The following is a 15,658-nucleotide window of genomic DNA, read 5'->3' as shown; positions in this document are numbered from 1 at the left end:
CTCCGCTTTTCTGTCAAACTCTCCGTCTTACTTGGACAACACCGGCGAAAAGCACACCGTTATAAGACAGCTTTTTGCGTTTACCTTTTCTAAAAAACTGCTATAATGTTTGTAAAATAAACATACTGGTATACTTTCCCTCCCGACTCCTCAGTACCAAACGATCATTGGAATGAGAAAAAATCTGAAGGCGATCATTGATATTATCCAGCCCAATTCCATGCTCTTTCTGATGACGCAGAGCTATGGCATCATAGGGCTGAGAGAATTTTTGATTCATTTTCTCCACTTGTTTCAGACTCATTCCCCTGCCGTTATCCCGTACACGAAGAATCATTCGGTCACCCATCTTGCGGGCCGTGATGATAATTTGCCTTTTCTCCTCCGGAGCCATCCCGGTAAACCCATGCTCAAAGGAATTCTCCACAATAGGCTGAAGCAAAAAGCGGGGAATTATGATCTGCCGAAGCTCCTCCGGGACATGAATCCGCAGCTCCACGCTGTCTCCATACCGGCACTTCTCCAGATTCACGTAATTAATCACATGCTCCAGTTCCTTCTCCAAAGGAAGCTCTGTGCTCGTCATGGTGTTATAGCGGATCATCTGGGCAAAGTCGCAAATGTAATCCGCCGTTTCAAACTCTCCGTCCAAAGTCAGCTTTCCGGCAAACATGTCCAATGTGTTGTAGATAAAGTGAGGATTGATCTGAAGCAGAAGAGCCTTTAACTGAGCGTCTTTATATGCGGTTTCCTTTTGGATATTCTCCTGCATCAAGACGCGCATTCGTCCCAAGACGCGGTTGAATTGATCTCCGATCACTCCAATTTCATCCTGACGTTCCACCGCTAACTCCCCGTTGAAACCGGATTCGGCAATGCGCTCCATCTCATCTCCATACCTCTGAAGACGAGAGCTATTGGAGCGAAGCATGGAAAAGAACAGAGACAAAAACAGTAGCGAAAGAAAACCCATGAAGATTAAGATGAGCAGAGAACTCTGCTGCAAATATTCGTGTTCCGACACTGGCAGCGCCACACCCACGCGCAGAGGAACCCGCTGAATCTCGGTGGAAAAACACCGCACAGATTCTTGATAACCTGCGGTTTGCGGAAAACGGAAATCAGAATTCAGAGTTACATTGCTGAGTCTAGGTCGGTTTTCCTCATCCAGTAGGAATAGGGCCACACCACTCTGTTGCGGCATTCCGAACTCTGGGAACAACTCGTCCACGCGCATTTTGGCCAAAAGATACCCCTGATTTTTATATACCGAGGAAACAATGGGACAAAGGTAGTACAGCACATCTTTTCCGTCTATCTCCGCATGATACCAAGTGGCTTCCCTTCCGTTCTCCAACAGCTCTGTGGGAATACTCTTCGGAACAGAATCATAATGGTACACTGCGCTGTAGCCCTCCGGGATGGTAGTGTTTTTCGTCAGTAAATAGACGCGTTCCAGAGGCGGTGACACCGCGTTGCTCGCTCCCTGTAGCAACGGCATCACAGTTTGCGTGTACTCCTCGTGAGAGACGGCGCCATTGTAATCGTGAGACAGAAAAGCAATCAGATTTTGATTGCAGGACAACACCTGCATCAGCATTTCCACATGATCCATTTTTTCGTTCACATCACTGACTACCATGTTCAGCATATATTGCCCATCCTGCGCCAGCTGATGTTCATAGTGCGACGCAACCGAGGCAAAACTGAACACCGACAGCAAGGTAAACGGTAGAGCGATGAGCCCCAAAAATCCAAGAACCATTTTGTGCGCTAGTTTCATCCGACTCAGCCACTGTTTCACTTTTTTCTCCTTTCCTATCATCAAAAAACCGTATTAAAACCCCAAACTCGGTCTTTTATAAAACTTACATAAAAAACCTCTGGACATTTTGAGATTATTAGCTTATTATGATATAGTGTAATAAGTATAGCAAAAAATGTCAATTTTTCCTATCGACTCGTAGTCGACACAGCTATACTCCAAAAGAAAGGAATTACCATGGATACTCCACACAACGATAAACAGCGCAAAAGCTTATTTCCCTATAAGCTTGTTCAAACGCTTGTCGGGTTGATTGCCGTATGTTTTCTTATTTTCTGTATTCGCTCACCCTCAACTTCCAGTCCCTCTCCCTTTCAGACGACATCCTCCGAGAAAGAAACCGCTTTGAAATGGATTTTCATAACACCTTATGGCGAGACTGATTCCTCCTATGCTGACCTGTTTCCCTCCCAAGAGGATTGCACCGAATTAGCCGGAACACCTGTGGAACTCTCCTTTTGCACCATTGAAAAATATTTGAACATGACAGCATCGGGAATCTCTGCAGATGTGGTCACCTGTTGGTACACCGACGCCAACTTTAAACGATTGGAAACAACCGGAACTACCTGGGCGCTGCAGGACTTGCTGAACAAGGAAATTCCCGGCTTCACCCTGCCCGAAAACTTTATCCAGTGGTGCGGAAATTTTCGGGGAGATGTTTACGCCTATCCGCATACCGGAACCATTCTCTCTGAGGATACCTCTATTAAGTCTGCCGCCGCTATGATTGGCCGCAAAGACATTCTGGAAAAGATTCACTGGGATAGTCAGCAGCCCCTGTCCAAAGCGTATTGCTTGGAACAGCTGAAAGCCGTTCGGAAAGCCTATCCGGAGTTGATCCCCTGCTACATGGAGCTCCCCAGTCTTCAACAGATGTTTGGCGTCACCGCCGATACCGGCACTGCGTGGGAGGATCCTTTTTTTCACCCCGGTACTTTGGAGTCCCTGGAGTTTATGAACACTCTGTTCCGTGAGCGCCTGCTTTCCCGCGATGTGTTCACCCTCAGCCAAGAGTCCCTGCTCAGACAGCTGCAAAACGGCGAAATCTTTTTGGCAGCTTCCTCCTCGCTGGGCAATCTGCTCTCCCTGCTCCCGGAAAGCCACCCCATTTGGGAACAGTATGAAATTCTCTCGCCCATCCTCTCGGATTCCGGACGGGAACCGGCACTCAGCAACAATTTCGAAGAACAGTACGCCTCCACCTTGTTTGTTAAAAGCAGCACGCAAAGTCAATCCCAAGCCAGACTGTTGGCAGCATTTTATCTGCAAAACATGGAGCCTTCTCCCGAACAGAAGAACGCTTTGGAGCGCTCCGGGCTTGGAGATTTGCTCAAAAATGCAGAGCCGATGAAACCTATCGGCATTGACAGCCAGTACACTGTTCCGATCATTCACTACGAAATCCTGTTTTCCCTCTACTCCAATACACGTCTGGCTACGGCAGACGAACGAAAGCAGAAATTACTGGAAAATCGGATCGTGAAGTTGGTAGAGGATTGTTCTGCCGATGAAATTGTGCCGACCTACACTCGTTTGGCCAGTGAGTTGCAAAGAGGAGACTATAAGTTACTGGACACCTGGAAAAAGCAGCAGTACCAAAAAGCGATATCCATTTTGCAGGAGTGAACCTGATTTTTCGAATCCTCTTGCCGAGAAATGATTTTTCAGATAAAAAGTGCGCCTTCCAACGGCTGATGCTGATGAAAGGCGCGCTTTCGTTATCCCTGCTTCCCGCGCAAGAACCTTGGCCTTTTCACATTGGTTCCTTAGTTAAGAGATATTAAGAGAGAAACACATCTGCTTTTTAGGAGATGCTCTTCTGTTCGTGAAGCCCCTGAACGCTATGCTCCATCTCTCCCTTAACGGGCATAATGGGTGCGGGATTTCCAAAGGTGGTATTGGGGAAACGGATGGGCGCTGCCCACTTCACCGCATTGACAATCACCTTTTGAATTTCCGGCTGATGATAGATGGGGAACACCTCATGGCCCGGACGGAAGTAGAAAATCTTTCCTTTTCCGCGATGCCAGCAGCAACCGCTGCGGAACACTTCTCCGCCTTCGAACCAGCTGATAAACACCTGCTCATCCGGCTGGGGAATATCAAAGCGCTCGCCGTACATCTCCTCGTGCGGAATTATAATTTTCTCGTCCAGACCGTCTACAATGGGATGGCTGGGATCTACAACCCAAAGGATTTCCTTCTCGCCGTCCTCACGCCACTTCAATTTCCAGGTATCCGTTCCGCACAGCTTCCGGAAGATTTTAGAGGCATGGCCGGAATGAAGGACGATAAGGCCCATTCCTTCCAGAACACGATTGTAAACGCGATCCACAATCTCATCCGACACTTCCTGATGAGCCATGTGACCCCACCAAATCAATACATCCGTATTGTCTACAACCTCCTGAGTCAGTCCGTGTTCCGGCTCTCGCAGCGTGGCGGTTTTCACATCCATACCGGCTTCTTTCAGGAAGTCTGCGATGCAGCCGTGAATTCCCTTGGGGTACACCTCAGCCACTTCCGGGAATTGAACCTCATGGAGGTATTCGTTCCAAACAGTTACTCGAATTGCCATTTCAAAAAAACTCCTCACATATAATGAATTAATCACAGGGTAGCCATTTTTCTTCTTCCGCAGAGCGGATAATTACGTCCAATGCGTGCTGAATGCGGCAGCCGTCTTGAATGGTGGCAGCCATGCCATCACTGCACCCGTTGAGAATATCTGCAAAGGACTGCATCTGATCGCACTGGAAACGCTGGGGAATGGGAAGCTTTGTGTAGATTCCGGACCTGTCATAGGGGTAGCCAAAGCAGACCTCTAATTCATCTACACCGGGCGTAACATCCAAGCTGTACACTAAGCCGCCCTTGCTCCCGTATATTTCCATGCGCTGGTAATTTCCTCTGCCATAGGCAAATCGGGTGACAGAGAAATTTGCCGAGGTCTTTCCATCCATCTCCATCAAGTAATGGCAGAAGTCATCTACATCTACCGGACCGTATCCTTCGCCCTCTTCCAGACGGCGCTGGGTCACATAAGTATCCGTATGTCCCACAGCCTTCCGGTAATTTTTACCGGTGACAAAACTTACCAAATCCAGAGCGTGACAGCCCAAATCGCCCAGTGCGCCGGTTCCGGTCAGCTCTTTTTGGTATCTCCAAGAACGAGGCAAATCATAGGACGGACCGCCGCCGCCCTGCAGATACTGCATGTAAACGTGATAAATGTCGCCTAACATTCCCTTCTCCACCAATTCCTTGGCGTAGCGGGCAGCAGCCTTAAAGCGGTAGGAAAAGCACACCATATTGGGAATTCCTTTTTCCTGTGCGGCTTTGGCCAAAATGTCGGCCTCCTCCGCTGTTAAGGTGACAGGTTTCTCCAAGCAAAACGGTTTTCCGGCTTCAATAGCTGCCTTGGCCACCTCAAAGTGGGCGTTGTTGGAAGTGGAAATGTCAATCACATCCACATCCGGGCAGGCAATCAAATCGTGATAATCCGCAAAGCAGTGATCTTCTCGAATACCGTATGTATTTCTGGCGTACTCCATACGCTCAGGCTTTAGATCGCACACGGCCACAAGTTCCAGATCCGGGCTTTTGTGAATTCCGGGAAGGTGAACGCCTCGAGAAATTCCTCCAATTCCTACGCTTCCCACGCGAAATACTTTTTTCTCCATGAAACTCCTCCAACACTGTCTGTTGTTCTCCATATCTGATTTCTTGGATTTTTCCGATAAAGATAAAGCAAAGCAAGACCTGAAGGCCGGAACAGCCTTCAGGTCCTGCTCGAAAGCTTTCCTAAAATCTCAACAAATCAATATTTGCCCATTAGCCCGCGTTATTGTAAACATCCAGAGCTTCCTGATAAATCTCCATTAAACGCTCCAGACCCATTTGGTTCAACTGATCCACATAGGCATCCCACTGCTCGTCGATGCCGCCGTTGACAATCCAGTTGGCCCAAGTCTCGTTAACATACTTGTAAATGTCCACCGTCAGAGAGGAAATCTCTTCGGACTGTTCAGCGGTGTAGTTCACAACAGGATAGGGCTTTGCCACAAATTCCTTCATAATCTCGTCTTCCTTCAATTTAGCGCCGTCGCCGCTATCCTCAGGAAGAGTGATCTTCGCTTCAAACTCGGGGGTCACATACTTCGGACCGTAGTCGCGAGGAGAAATCTCCCAGTACCACTGGTCACCGTTCTTCCCTTCGGGAGGATCCAAGAAGGTAATGTTGCCGTCCTCGTCCTTATTCAGCACCACACCGTAGGGGCCCCAGTAAGACTGGACAGAAATGTCATCGGTAGAGAAGTAATCCGCCCAACGCATAGCCACTTCGGGATGCTCACAAGCGGTGGTAATGGTATACTCGTTGCGATGATAAATGATGATTTCATCGTTGCCGCGGATGTAGCGGTCGCCGTTCGGACCAGCCAGCGGAGGCATCGCAACATATTCGTCCGAATGAGGCTGAGTAGCAGAGGAGGTTTCCCAAGCGATACCGGTACCTACCAGAGATACATCTGCGTTCTTCATTTTTGCGTCGGACATGGAACCATCCTGCGTGATGAACTCCGGATCCATAATGCCTTCTGCGTACAACTTATGGAAGAAAGCAACTGCTTCCTTATAGCGCTCGTCAGCCGGAATGAAAACGGGCTTCAGCGTCTCCTGATCCAAAGCCAGGAAGTTCTCCTGCAAGCTGTCCGTGAGGCCCCAGGGGTTGATGTAGCGGATCCAGTCAAACAGATTCGTCTTAGCGCTGCCGGTCAGAGGAATCTCGTCGTTCGGATCACCGTTGCCGTTGGCGTCCTGCTCCTTAAAGGCCTTCAGCACTTCGTACCACTCGTCCACGGTGGTGGGCATTTCCAGGCCCAAACGATCCAGCCATGCCTTGTTGATAAAGGGCGTATCGCAGCCCTTCGGACGCATAGGCTTCTTACCGGGCAGCGTATAGATATGGCCGTCCGGATTGGTAACCATCTGACGCATAGTGGGCTCTGCCTCCCAAGCCGCCTTGATGTTGGGGCAATACTTTTCCACATAATCTTCCAGCGGAATGAACATGTCAAGGTTGGTGGCAATGTCATTATCCTTCAGAGCATTGTCTCCGAAGAATACGTCGGGCAAATCACCGCTGGCCAGCAAGAGCGACTTCTGCTCAGACCAGTCCGCATCGCCTGCGTACTGCCAGTTGATCTTGACGTTGGTGTCCTTTTCCATCTGCTGGAACATGGCGTTGTCTTTAAAATCCATCGTATTGGCGCCTTTGACGTAAAGGAAAGTTAACTCCACGGGTTCTTTGACAATAGGCAAGCCCGTCTCATTGAAGTTATCGTCCCCTGTTGCAACCTCACCTGAAGTGCCGCCACTTGTCTGTTCCCCACTGCTAGAGCTGCTGTTGCCACCGCCGCCACAGCCTGCCAGCATGGAGGTAACCAGGGCCAAACAGATCAGGCTTTTTCCTAGCTTTGTCCACTTTTCTTTCATGTTTGCATCTCCTCACTATAGGATTTTTTATTTGACGGTGAAATCCTCAGGGTATATTCCCAAGGTAACGTCACAGAATGATTCGGGGAGAAAACTCACCCCTTGATTGCGCCGATCATTACGCCCTGACTGAAATATTTCTGTACAAAGGGATACATGCACATAATCGGCACGGTGGTAATGATGATAACGGCATATTTCATCAAATTTGCCAAACGCATGGCCTCCTGAGCAGCCAGGCCGTCACCGGCACCCACCAAAGACTGGTTCGTGATCAGGATATTTCTCACCACCAGCTGCAGCGGTTTTAAGTTCTCGCTGCGTACATAAACCAGAGCATTAAAGTAAGAGTTCCACTGCGCCACGGCAATGTAAAGAGCAATTACAGCGATTACGGCTTTGGAGAGGGGAAGAGCGATGGAGAAAAAGAATCGCAGGTTCCCACAGCCATCAATCTGTGCTGCATCCAACAAATCCTTTGGCAAGCTGGAGTCAAAAAATGTTCTGGCCACAATCATGTTGTACACCATTACGGAGAAAGGCAAAACCATAACCCAGAATGTGTCATATAAATGAAAATCTCGAATGGTGAAGTAAGTAGGAATCAAGCCGCCGTTAAAGAACATCGTGAATATGAAATAAACCGTGATTATCTTGCGGCCTACCAGATCTCTGCGAGACAGAGAGTATGCTGCAGAGATGTTGACAATCAGGCCGAGGGCTGTTCCCACTACCGTGTAAAGGATGGTATTCCAATAACCCATCCAGATACTCCCGTGACGCAACAGCTCTTTATATCCGTCCAGCGTGAACTGGCTGGGCCAGAACCACACGTTGCCGTTAGACACTTCAGAAGGGTTACTAAAAGACGCAATGATGATAAAGTAGAGAGGATACGCAATCAGCAGCAAGATCAAGCCGCAGATTCCGTACAGAATAATGTTGAAAACAACATCTGCCTTGCTCACTTTTTGTGATTTATGTATTGTTTGTGCGCTCATAATGCATCCGCCTCTTTTCGCTAAAAATTTTCAGTCCGTACGTTCTCCGCTTACCACAAACTTGTGTCTCCAAGTTTTTTGGAAAATCCGTTGACCAGAATTAACAATACAAAGTTAATAACGGTGTTGAACAGGTTTACTGCCGCAGAAAGACTGTACTGATTGCTGATCATACCGATTTTGTATACATAAGTGGAGATTACTTCGCTGATGCTGGTGTTCAACGGGTTCTGCATGAGATACACCTTTTCGAATCCCAGATTCATCACATTGCCCGCACGCATAATCAGCAGGATCACTGCAGTAGGAATCAGGAAAGGCAGATCAATATGCCACAACCGTTGGAGCTTGCTGGCACCGTCCACCGTTGCCGCCTCGTACAAAGAGGGATCCACCGCTGCCAGCGCCGCAATGTAGATAATGCTGTCCCAACCTGCGTGTTGCCACACATCGCTCCACACATAGACGTGCTGAAAGGCGCTCGCCTCTCCCATGATGTTGGCCGGATTCTGAACGCCAAGCACTCGGGCCAGATTTCCGTAGATTCCGTTGCTGGGGGAAAGAAGAATCAACATTATGCCCACCATGACCACTGTGGAGATAAAGTGGGGCAAATAGGTCACCACTTGCAAAACCTGCTTGAAGCGTTTCACTCGGATTTGGTTGACCATCAGAGCTAAAATAATGGGGAACGGAAAGCCCGCAATCAAGCTATACAAGCTCAAGCTCACCGTATTCCAAATCAGGTTTTTAGATTGGAATGAGTTAAAGAATTTCTGAAAATTCGCAAGTCCCACCCAAGGGCTTCCCTGAATTCCCTGTGAAGGAGAAAAATCCTTGAACGCAATTTGCACGCCGTACATGGGCAAGTAGTTGAAGCAAAACAGCAACACGACCGCCGGAAGTAACAACAAGTACAATCCCCAATTCCGTCGAATCCCTCTGCCAGCTCGGTATAGCTTATACCGCCAACCCGACCGCTGTCTTCCCATTGGATTTTCTGTCATAACCCTCATCTTCCTTTCTCCATTGTCTCTGACAAAGCTTGCACTTGTCAAATTGGATGTTGTGCCAATATTATAAAGCGTAAGCCCTGCAAACAAAATGGCTGAATTTATGATTATTTACCACTTTTTATCTACTTTCACCCGATATTTATTCGAATTTGATAAAAGTCTTTTAAAAGGAGTACCTTTTCCGCCCGGAAACACTCGTTTTCCGCTTGTGTTTTAACCGTCAAAAGCCATCGGCTAAGTTAAAGATTTGATTCTTGCTTTTACAACAATAGAGGATCCGATCTAAAACAAAATGGATGCCTCCCTCTAAATTCAGGAAAGCATCCATAACGGAAACCTAATTTTTCAATTTTGAACCTGTGTCCGGAAAACCGGGCACATATCAAAGGATAGCGGTTATTTCTTAATCCATAATACCGAGGGCTGACCGTCTATCGGCAGCACTCTTCTTATTTCAGTTATAGGACGAAGAACCGAATTTGTCAAATACCGTACAGATTTTTCCGTAGCGGCTTACGCGTTCGGCAATTCTACGGTATCCACAATCGTATACCCAACTTTCTCCACGCGGGAGAACTCGATCGTCTGCACCTCGCCACAAAACGGCTCAAAGTTTTCTTCCAAATGCCGCGCGATTTTCCCAAGGTCTGCCTGCATATCCTGCAAAAGTGTTGTGTGCGGATGCCACACATCTGCCTGCATGTAGTCGGGCAAGTCTTTCGCCCATTTTTCGGCAATCTTCCTTTGCACCGCTTCCAGCACCCCCTCTTTGCGCGGCGAAGCCACCACAATGCAGGAGGAAGCCAAAACCTCTATCTTGTCATAACACACTGGGAACACCTTGTAACTGGATAATATCTCCTTACAAGACGCGATGAACACCGCCTCGTCTTCGCCGATATACGACACAAGGTAATGTGCCCGTGCAGCGCTTTCACCGAGATGCCGAGTTTTTCTATTTTCCCTTGCAGCTTCAAAAATCGTGCTTTGGACTTCGGGTCGATCTTTGCAATCACGCACAGCATGAGAATCCCTCCCCAAATGATATATTTGAAATATATCATGCCGTTTCCTTTGTGTCAAGGAGAATAACCGTTCCGCTTTTTGGCTATTCTGTATACAAAAAGACCTCTGTCAAACGACAGAGGTCTTTTTTCATGGGGTGGAAGATGGGATTCGAACCCACGGTCTCCAGTGCCACAAACTGGCGCTTTAACCAGCTAAGCTACATCCACCATATGGCGCGCCAAAAGGGACTCGAACCCCTGACCTACTGCTTAGAAGGCAGTTGCTCTATCCAGCTGAGCTATTGGCGCATATCTCTTTATGCCGCCCAAGGCAATCGTCCCTTTTCTGCGGGTTGGAGCGGGTGATGGGAATCGAACCCACACGACCAGCTTGGAAGGCTGGGATTCTAGCCATTGAACTACACCCGCATATTCTGCGACACTGATGATTATAGCACAGAAGGTTCCGTTCGTCAACCTGTTTTCTTCTATTTTTTCGTATATTTTTCGCGCCGGGCACCCTTTTTATTCCCGACAACGGGAAGTTTTCAAATTTTGCTTTCGTGTGTGAAACCGCCACACAAATTCCCTTCCGCTTTCAAAAGAAAAATCGCGCAGAAAATTGACAATTCGTTGACAATGCGCGCCCTTTTGTGCTACGATAATACTGTTCGCCGAGACAAACTCCCGAACGATTTCCGCGGCGGAATGCCGCAAAAGAAAGGACCGTTTCAAATGAAGAAAATAACCGCTGTTTTGCTCGCCATGCTGCTGTGCATGACGGTATTTGCAGCCTGCGGCCAGAGCGGTGCCGCCTCCTCCGAGAGCACATCTTCCGAAAGCAGCGCTGAAGCCACGGCAGAGCCCACCGCCGAGCCTACGGCTGAACCGACCGCCGAACCCACCGAAGCGCCGGAGGCATTCACCCCCGCCACCTATGAAGTCGCTTCCCTCAAGGGACCGACTACCATGGGCATGGTCAAGCTGATGCAGGACGCCGAAAACGGCGAGACCGCAAACACCTACAACGTCACGATGTACGGCACCGCAGACGAAATTACCGCCGGCATTGCGAATAAGACGATCGACATTGCAAACGTACCGTGCAACCTCGCTTCCGTGCTGTACAATAAGACCGAAGGCGGCATCAAGCTCCTCGACATCAACACGCTCGGCGTGCTCTACGTCGTTGAGACCGGTGAAAGCATCCAATCCGTTGAAGACCTCAAAGGCAAGACAATCTATTCCACCGGCAAGGGCACCACACCGGAGTTTGCGCTCAACTACATTCTGCGCGAAAACGGTATCGATCCCGAGACCGACGTGACCATCGAGTATAAATCCGAAGCGACCGAGGTCGCCGCAGCGCTTGCCGAGACCGATGACGCCATCGCTGTGCTGCCGCAGCCGTTCGTCACCACCGCTATGATGCAGAACGACAAGCTCCGCATCGCGCTCAGCCTCACCGATGAGTGGGATAAGCTCGATAACGGCAGTACGCTCGTCACCGGCGTCACGATCATCCGCACCGATGTGCTGGAGGAAAATCCCGCCGCCGTTGAAAAGTTCCTCGAAGAATACGAAGCTTCCATCAACTATACCGAGACGAATGCGGAAGACGCTGCAAAGCTCATCGCACAGTATGAGATCGTACCGAAGGAGCCCATTGCTTTAAGGGCTCTGCCCGGCTGCAACATCCACTTCATCAAGGGTGAAGAGATGAAGGAGAAGGTCTCCGGCTATTTACAGGTGCTCTTTGACGCCGACCCGAAGTCTGTTGGAGGAACGCTGCCCGATGACGCTTTCTACTATACGGAATAACCCCGCAAAGCAGAAAAAAGTGAAAACAAAGAAACAGAAAGCCATAGCCGCCACATGCGCTGTGGCTTTTTGGCTATTGGTGTGGCATGTCGTCAGCCTCTGCGTCGGCTCTGAGCTCGTGCTCGTCTCGCCCGTAAAGGTCGTACAAACGCTGTTCACGGTCATTTTCGACCCCGATTTTTTGAAGACCGTGTGGTATTCCGCTGCGCGCATTTTAGGCGGATTTTTCACCGCGCTCACGCTCGGCACGGTGCTCGGGTGGGTCGCCTCGCGGTTTTGGGTCGTTGAGACTCTCCTGCGCCCCATCACGGCCGTCATTAAAGCCACGCCGGTCGCGTCGTTCATCATTTTGGTGCTGCTGTGGTTTTCCGGAAAAAATTTGTCCGTCATCATCTCCATGCTGATGGTCTTTCCCGTCATTTACATGAACGTCTTAGAGGGCATCCGCAGCGCAGACGAAAAATTGCTCGAAATGGCGCAGGTTTTCAGGCTCTCAGTCGGCAAAAAGCTGCTTTACATCTACCTGCCCGCCGTCGCGCCGTTTTTCGTCTCCGCCTGCTCCGTGTCGCTCGGACTATGTTGGAAAAGCGGCATCGCCGCCGAGGTCATCGGCACGCCGGACGGTTCCATCGGCGCGGTGTTTTATCAGGCCAAAATCTTTTTGCAGACAAGCGAGCTGCTTGCGTGGACGGTCGTCGTCGTCGCTGTCAGCGTCGCATTTGAAAAGCTTTTTATGTTTTTGCTGCGGTTGGTCTTAAAAAAGCTCAAAATGGAGGACGTGTTAAATGGCAAGCGTGCATAATCTCATCGTAAAGCGCGGTGAAGCGGAAATCCTCAAAAATTTCTCCGCCGAGTTTCCGGAGCACCAAGTCACCGCCGTTTCCGGGCGCTCCGGCTGCGGCAAAACCACGCTGCTCTCCGTCTTATTAAATCTTCTGCCTGCGGATTCCGGCGAAATCCATGGCTTTCAAAAGCCGAGCGCCGTGTTTCAGGAAGACCGGCTGCTGCCGTACCTCACCGCCGCCAAAAACATTTCCGTCGCCGCCGGGTGCACGGAAACGGCCGCAGAAAAAGCGCTTTTGCAGGTCGGGTTCGACCCCGAGGACCTCAAAAAGAACGCCGTGCAGCTCTCCGGCGGCATGGCAAGGCGTGTTTCCATCGTCCGCGCCATGCTGACAAGCGGTGACGCCGTCCTGCTCGACGAGCCGTTTAAAGGTCTCGACGATCTGACCCGCGAAAAAGTCATGCAGTTCGTAAAAGAAAACCTCAAAAACCGCACCACGATCCTCGTCACCCACGATCCCCGCGATGCCAAAGATTTAGCAGCCGTCAAAATCATCGAGATGGAAACGGAAAAATGATTTGCGCACTGCCGTAAATCACCGCGCCGCAACGTTAAAAGTTTTTGATCCAACTTTTTCAAAAAGTTGGTCGCTTTCCGCAGAAAGCGAATTTTTTTGCCTGCATAAAGTCAGGAAAGGAGAGCAGACGCTTCAGTGGACTGTCTGCTCGTGGAAAACCCTATTAAGGGGGTTTCTGCATAGCAAATCCATAAAATGCAACAAACGAAGCCCTGCATTCTCATCTTTCAAAGAAAAAGAATGCAGGGCTTTTTATTGTATCTATTTCTATTTTAAATTGCCACACAATACATCAAAAAAGCTTCTTAGAAAGGAATAGATTCAGCTCGTCATCATTCACGCACGGCACGTATTGCTCTAACACGTGTCCTTCGTACCACACGCCGGAACCATCCGGCACGTACCCGCGCAGCACGTACATGCGCTGCGCCGCACCGTAGCCGCTGTGCAGACCCACCCCCAGGCACACCGTGTCCGAGGTCTCCGCCGCCAACGCTTCCACCGCGTCCATCAACGCCGAGCCGACACCCCTGCCGCGCACACGCTCCAGCACCGCAAAATCGACAATATACGGCCAATTTGTGCCCGAAAACGGCCCGCTCGGCTCTGTATACAAATTGACATACCCCACCGGCTTGCCGTCAAGCTCCGCGCAAAGCGGAATGCACTTCCCGTCCGCAAAGTCGCGCAAACGCGTCTCAAATTTCTCCGTTGTCGTGCCCCAGCCCTGCGCCTGCTCTTCAAGTACAAGCTGCGACCCGTCCTCTTCCCGCAAAAGGCGGATCAAAATCTCGCCACCCTTGATTTTCACCGTTTTCGGCGCAAAAATCACTTTTTCCTCCATGTTATCGCCTCCATAACGGCTAAAGCGCCGTTTTCCTTTTGGTTTACATAACACTTGTGCGCTTACAATTTCTTTTCCATCACAAGGCTTCGCACCGTCATGCTGGCGCTTTCATAAAACCGCATCGCCGATTTATTAAACGACCACACCATCAGCTCCAAAGATTCCGCACCGCGGCGCTTCGCTTCCGCCTCGCTCGCATACAGCAGCGCCGTGCCGATGCCCATGCCCTGTGCCTGCGGCAACACAGCCAGCTCCTCCATAACCGCTCGCACACGCGACAAAGTAACCGCATCCCCGGCATTTCCCCGCATTACCGTGCGGGCAAGCCCTAAAATTTTGCCGTCTCGCACCGCACACAGCATGATTTCGTGCGGGTCATCGCACATTTTGAAAAATTCGTCTTCGCCGAGCGGGACATTCGTCTTCCTGTAAATATCCGGGCGATTTGCTTGGTGCAACGCATGCACAAACGCAAAAATTTCCGCCGCTTGCGCGTAATCATCACGTCCAAGTGTGCGAATCTCAAAGTTTTCAGTGTTCTTCGGCATAGCTTCTCCTCTCCTGCGGCGGCGCATCAAGCGTGACCGAAATATTATCCTTGGGTATTCCCGTCTTCAGCGCAATATTTTTCGTGATTTCCTGCGCAGTCTGCCGCCGCATACGCCCGTTCCCCGCCGGAAACAGCGAGATCGTGATTTTCACACCGTTCATCCGTTGTTCTGCCCCATCACACTCCACAGGTGCAATTTTTTCGTTCCTCATACAATTTTCGGAGAAAGCCAAGCAATTTTCTTCTATTGAAGAATATTCCTCTTTAAAATATGCGGGTAAAACCGAAATTTTCAGGTTTTTTTCAATGCCTGTCACCGTCACGTCCCGCACAGCCTGCACGTCCTCGTCTTTCCACGCGCCCAAAAATTCGATCCGCACCATAATCAGCATTCCTTCACATCATTCAAACATGGCACAAACGCCCTGTAACTGTGTCACCAATTGTCAACGTATTTTCCTCGCAGCCCAAATTTCTTTATTATTATACTTTGGACAAAACCGCATTTTAAACGTGCTATCGTTTTCAATATAACAAAAAACAGGATACACATTTGTGTATCCTGTAGGTTTATATACCCTGAAAACTGAATAAAGGGAGAAGCAAGAGTTCAATGGGAGAAGAAAGCGCAATCTTGAACCAAGAAGGATTATGGTCAAGCCCTCGACCTATTAGTACTGCCAAGCTGAACACGTTACCGTGCTTACACATGCAGCCTATCAACCTTGTAG

Annotated in this window: 14 protein-coding genes, 3 tRNA genes and 1 rRNA gene; 4 read left to right on the top strand and 14 right to left on the bottom strand. The window is 49.6% G+C overall.

Annotation, left to right across the window (positions count from 1 at the left end; genetic code table 11):
* Window positions 1-100 precede the first annotated feature (100 nt).
* Window positions 101-1,804, bottom strand: coding sequence for a histidine kinase (locus R2K26_RS14660; protein ID WP_316523301.1), 1,704 nt, complete (start codon window positions 1,802-1,804; stop codon window positions 101-103).
* A 198-nt stretch (window positions 1,805-2,002) separates the two neighbouring features.
* On the opposite strand from R2K26_RS14660, the gene R2K26_RS14655 reads away from it, so the two are divergent.
* On the top strand, window positions 2,003-3,454 hold the full coding sequence (locus R2K26_RS14655; protein WP_316523300.1) for a hypothetical protein: 1,452 nt from the start codon (window positions 2,003-2,005) through the stop codon (window positions 3,452-3,454).
* 178 nt (window positions 3,455-3,632) lie between these two features.
* Here R2K26_RS14655 and R2K26_RS14650 read toward each other — a convergent pair whose 3' ends face one another.
* From R2K26_RS14650 to R2K26_RS14610, 9 genes are all read right to left on the bottom strand, one after another.
* Window positions 3,633-4,406 carry a ThuA domain-containing protein gene (locus R2K26_RS14650; protein WP_316523299.1) on the bottom strand — a complete coding sequence of 258 codons (774 nt, stop codon included), beginning with the start codon at window positions 4,404-4,406 and terminating at the stop codon, window positions 3,633-3,635.
* Window positions 4,407-4,434: 28 nt separating this feature from the next.
* Window positions 4,435-5,511, bottom strand: a complete 1,077-nt coding sequence (locus R2K26_RS14645; RefSeq protein WP_316523298.1) for a Gfo/Idh/MocA family oxidoreductase — start codon at window positions 5,509-5,511, stop codon at window positions 4,435-4,437.
* Window positions 5,512-5,662: 151 nt separating this feature from the next.
* A complete protein-coding gene (locus R2K26_RS14640; protein ID WP_316523297.1) occupies window positions 5,663-7,324 on the bottom strand; it encodes an extracellular solute-binding protein in 1,662 nt (553 codons plus the stop codon).
* A 95-nt stretch (window positions 7,325-7,419) separates the two neighbouring features.
* The gene (locus tag R2K26_RS14635) at window positions 7,420-8,325 is read right to left on the bottom strand and encodes a carbohydrate ABC transporter permease (RefSeq protein ID WP_316523296.1); all 906 of its coding nucleotides are present in this window, start codon (window positions 8,323-8,325) and stop codon (window positions 7,420-7,422) included.
* A 50-nt stretch (window positions 8,326-8,375) separates the two neighbouring features.
* Entirely contained in the window at window positions 8,376-9,332 is a 957-nt protein-coding gene (locus R2K26_RS14630; RefSeq protein WP_316523295.1) for an ABC transporter permease subunit, read from the bottom strand.
* A gap of 522 nt (window positions 9,333-9,854) precedes the next feature.
* Window positions 9,855-10,361 (bottom strand): 2'-5' RNA ligase family protein, encoded by a 507-nt coding sequence (locus R2K26_RS14625; protein ID WP_316523294.1) that lies wholly within the window; start codon window positions 10,359-10,361, stop codon window positions 9,855-9,857.
* 138 nt (window positions 10,362-10,499) lie between these two features.
* A tRNA-His gene (locus R2K26_RS14620) sits at window positions 10,500-10,576 on the bottom strand.
* Window positions 10,577-10,580: 4 nt separating this feature from the next.
* Window positions 10,581-10,657 (bottom strand) — tRNA-Arg (locus R2K26_RS14615).
* A gap of 45 nt (window positions 10,658-10,702) precedes the next feature.
* A tRNA-Gly gene (locus R2K26_RS14610) sits at window positions 10,703-10,777 on the bottom strand.
* Window positions 10,778-11,083: 306 nt separating this feature from the next.
* Between R2K26_RS14610 and R2K26_RS14605 the strand changes: the two genes are divergently transcribed.
* From R2K26_RS14605 to R2K26_RS14595, 3 genes are read left to right on the top strand one after another with little or no spacing between them, the layout of a single operon-like run.
* Window positions 11,084-12,169, top strand: a complete 1,086-nt coding sequence (locus R2K26_RS14605) for an MqnA/MqnD/SBP family protein (protein ID WP_316523293.1) — start codon at window positions 11,084-11,086, stop codon at window positions 12,167-12,169.
* Window positions 12,144-12,971, top strand: coding sequence for an ABC transporter permease subunit (locus R2K26_RS14600; protein ID WP_316523292.1), 828 nt, complete (start codon window positions 12,144-12,146; stop codon window positions 12,969-12,971). Before R2K26_RS14605 ends, R2K26_RS14600 begins: the two co-directional genes overlap by 26 nt.
* Window positions 12,955-13,530 carry an ATP-binding cassette domain-containing protein gene (locus R2K26_RS14595; protein WP_316523291.1) on the top strand — a complete coding sequence of 192 codons (576 nt, stop codon included), beginning with the start codon at window positions 12,955-12,957 and terminating at the stop codon, window positions 13,528-13,530. The genes R2K26_RS14600 and R2K26_RS14595 overlap by 17 nt, the downstream gene beginning before the upstream one ends.
* Window positions 13,531-13,822: 292 nt before the next feature.
* Here R2K26_RS14595 and R2K26_RS14590 read toward each other — a convergent pair whose 3' ends face one another.
* The 4 genes from R2K26_RS14590 to R2K26_RS14575 all read right to left on the bottom strand — a co-directional run.
* A complete protein-coding gene (locus R2K26_RS14590; protein ID WP_316523290.1) occupies window positions 13,823-14,374 on the bottom strand; it encodes a GNAT family N-acetyltransferase in 552 nt (183 codons plus the stop codon).
* A 62-nt stretch (window positions 14,375-14,436) separates the two neighbouring features.
* Complete coding sequence (locus R2K26_RS14585) at window positions 14,437-14,925, bottom strand: GNAT family N-acetyltransferase (RefSeq protein ID WP_316523289.1); 489 nt, start codon at window positions 14,923-14,925, stop codon at window positions 14,437-14,439.
* Window positions 14,909-15,310, bottom strand: a complete 402-nt coding sequence (locus R2K26_RS14580) for a hypothetical protein (RefSeq protein ID WP_316523288.1) — start codon at window positions 15,308-15,310, stop codon at window positions 14,909-14,911. The genes R2K26_RS14585 and R2K26_RS14580 overlap by 17 nt, the downstream gene beginning before the upstream one ends.
* A gap of 268 nt (window positions 15,311-15,578) precedes the next feature.
* Window positions 15,579-15,658, bottom strand: a 23S ribosomal RNA gene (locus tag R2K26_RS14575); the annotation flags it as partial.

This window comes from Neglectibacter sp. CSJ-5 (assembly GCF_032490475.1).
GTDB lineage: Bacteria > Bacillota > Clostridia > Oscillospirales > Acutalibacteraceae > Hominenteromicrobium > Hominenteromicrobium mulieris.
This window is presented reverse-complemented; position numbering and strand designations above follow the sequence as displayed.